The sequence below is a fragment of the Weissella sp. DD23 genome, assembly GCF_001579105.1.
GTDB classification, from domain to species: domain Bacteria; phylum Bacillota; class Bacilli; order Lactobacillales; family Lactobacillaceae; genus Weissella; species Weissella cibaria.
This window is the reverse complement of record NZ_KQ970394.1, coordinates 247,893-251,269: the sequence shown is the minus strand read 5'-3', so window position 1 is coordinate 251,269 and position 3,377 is coordinate 247,893. Positions and strand designations below refer to the sequence as shown.

Genomic DNA, 3,377 nt, shown 5'->3' with positions numbered 1-3,377 from the left:
ATCCCCACTTTTACCGCTGGCCGGACATCAGCCGGAGACTGCTCTAGAAAGGCCATTGTTTCCTGCGCGTCGGAAAAATCCAACGCAATAAATACTGGTTTTGTCATCATCTCTCCTAATGCGTCGCTTCCCAAGCCGTAACGGGTAGTGGGAACTTTGCCACCGCCCCAGTAACATCACGCACCGTGTCAAAACCATATTTATCAAGGGCAGCTGGCAAAGCCGCAATTAGCTTGGGAATAAATTGCTTATCTTCGGCTGTTTTCGTGCCAATCTGCACAGCGGACGCACCGGCAAGCATTAATTCAAGGGCCGCATCAATTGAATCAACACCGCCGACCCCAATAATTGGAATATCAACCACCGAAGCTGCTTCCCAGATCATACGCACAGCGATTGGGTGAATGGCTGCTCCTGACATACCACCAGTACCCCGGTACAAGCGTGGTTGGCGCGTGGCCAAATCAAGGCTCATCCCAACCACCGTATTAATCAGCACTAAGCCATCCGCCCCTGCATCAGCAACCGCTTTAGCAATCGGCTTTATATCCGTCACATTTGGTGATAATTTGGCGTACAATGGCTTATCCGTCACCTCACGCACGGCGGCAACTACTTCGGCCGCCGTTTCCGGATCAACACCAAATTCCATCCCACCTTTGTCGACGTTTGGGCATGACAGATTGAGTTCCAATGCCTTGATATAGTCAATCCGATCAAACACCTTGGCTAACGTTTGATATTCTAAGACCGTTTCCCCGGCTACTGAAATCATCACTGGCAGGTCTGGTAAGGCCGTCGCCAGTTCTGGCAGCACCTCATTAGCGACCGACGCCATCCCTGGATTAGCCAAACCAACTGAATTCATAATGCCACTATCAGTGCCAATCACCCAAGGTTTTGGATTCCCGCGCCGCGCTTCAACCGTCGTTGTTTTTAAGACCAACGCGCCCATTTCATTTAAGTCAAAATCTTGCAAGTGATCCAAGCCGTACATAAATGCCCCTGAAGAAGGCATAAAGGGATTCTTTAACTCCAATCCTGGCAATGATACTGAATAACGTGTTTCTTCCATGTTAGTTCTCCCCAAATAACTGTCTAGGCCATTGCTGTAACCGCAAACCCTTGTGATTCCAAGACGCGAAGCAAAGCCCCCACCGTGTCGAAGGCCGTAAAGAGTGGGACTGCATTTTCGATGGCCGCATGTCGAATCCGTTGGCCATCACTAATCGTTGCGCCATCTTGACGCGTTGTATTAATCGCAATTTGTAGGTGACCGTTTCGCAATGCTGATACCGCATTATTGTCAGATTCACTGATTTTATCAAGAATCTCAACGGCTAACTGATTATCACGTAGGTAAGCACCTGTCCCCGCCGTCGCAACCAATTGGAACCCTAAGTCAGCAAAACGCTTGGCCAACACCAGCGCTTCTTCCTTATCTTCATCAGCGACTGTCAATAGCACGTTACCAAACGTTGGCACCTTGATGTTTGACGCTTCAAACGCCTTGTATAGCGCCTTTTCAAACGTCGTGTCGGATCCCATCACTTCCCCAGTTGACTTCATTTCTGGTCCCAGCAATGAGTCAACTTCAGGTAACTTGGTGAATGAGAAAATTGGTGCCTTAACGTGAACCGTTGTTGGTTCGGGTACCAAGCCGGTTGTTAAACCAAGGTCTGCTAAGCGTTGACCTAGCATCACTTGCGTCGCCAATTGGGCCAACTGTAAATGCGTGACCTTCGAAATAAATGGCACTGTTCGTGATGCGCGTGGGTTCACTTCAATGACATACGCCGTATTATCATGAATGACAAATTGGACATTCATCAAACCAACGGTCTGCAGTGACTTGGCTAATGCAATTGACGCTGCCACCATTTCATCCTTGACCTTTTGGCTAAGTGTCTGACTTGGGTAAACCGACATCGAGTCACCAGAGTGCACCCCGGCACGTTCGATGTGTTCCATAATACCTGGAATCACAACCGTCTCACCATCGGATAGCACATCCACTTCGGCTTCAGCCCCCACTAAGTAAGAATCGATTAAGACTGGGTGATCATTAGAAACCTTCACCGCACGCCCCATATAGTCGGTCAATTCAGCCGCATTGGTCACAATTTCCATTGCACGACCACCTAACACGTATGAAGGTCGAACCAAGACAGGATAGCCAACTTCTTCAGCTGCTGCCAACGCGCCTGGTACTGTCGTTGCCGTCTTACCAACCGGTTGTGGCAGTTGCAGCGCTTTAATCACTTGATCAAAGGCTTCACGATCTTCCGCACGATCCAGATTTTCAACCGTCGTCCCCAAAATGTTGACACCACGTGCTGCTAATGGCGCTGCTAGATTAATCGCCGTTTGACCACCGAACTGAACGACCACCCCAAGCGGTTGCTCATGGTCGATGACATTCAGAACATCTTCCAACGTGAGCGGTTCAAAGTACAACTTATCCGAGACTGAGAAGTCTGTTGACACCGTTTCAGGGTTTGAGTTCATGATAATTGCCTCATACCCTGCTGCTTGAATTGCCTTCACCGCATGTACCGTGGCATAGTCAAACTCAACACCTTGACCAATGCGAATTGGACCGGAACCCAATACCAACACGCTTGGCTTCTCACTCACAACTGATTCATCTTCCTGTTCAAAAGTTGCATAATAATATGGCGTTTGTGAGGCAAATTCAGCCGCCACCGTATCAACCATCTTGTAGACTGACTGCAACTGTAACTGTTGCCGGCGCTGGCGAATATCGTCCATCGTCATCCCCCAAATGTCCGCAATCGTTTGATCTGCAAACCCATTCCGCTTAGCCAATGCTAACGTGTCAGCATCGCCGACTTCATGCGTAAGTTGTGTTTCAATCTCAATCAAATGCAGCACTTTGTCTAAGAAAAATTCATCAATTTGCGTCGCTGCATGTAATTCGGCCAGCGTGACACCCCGACGGAATAACTCGCCAATCATAAACAGCCGATCATCACGGGCTGGCATTAACATATCCACTAACTCAGCAGTTGCCAGGTTCTCAAAACGATTGTCACGCAAACTGAGCGCCCCAATTTCCAATGATCGAATTGCCTTATTCATGGCCTCTTCGATGTTACGGCCAATCGCCATGACTTCACCAGTTGCCTTCATCTGCGTCCCCAAACGGCGGTCAGCGTTGGCAAATTTGTCGAACGGCCAACGCGGAATTTTAACGATCACGTAGTCGAGGGCTGGTTCAAACTGTGCCATGGTCGTACCAGTAACTGGGTTAATAATTTCATCCAAGGTGAGCCCAACCGCAATCTTGGCGGCCATCTTCGCAATTGGATACCCGGTTGCCTTTGAAGCCAAGGCTGATGAGCGCGACACACGTG

The 3,377-nt window shown here is 49.1% G+C and carries 2 protein-coding genes; both read right to left on the bottom strand.

Features of this window, described 5'->3' with window-relative positions:
* Positions 1–115 precede the first annotated feature (115 nt).
* Positions 116–1,075, bottom strand: a complete 960-nt coding sequence (locus WEIDD23_RS08620) for a dihydroorotate dehydrogenase (RefSeq protein ID WP_010369913.1) — start codon at positions 1,073–1,075, stop codon at positions 116–118.
* A 23-nt stretch (positions 1,076–1,098) separates the two neighbouring features.
* On the bottom strand, positions 1,099–3,377 hold a 2,279-nt coding region (gene carB, locus WEIDD23_RS08615; protein WP_242865480.1), incomplete at its 5' end, for a carbamoyl-phosphate synthase large subunit.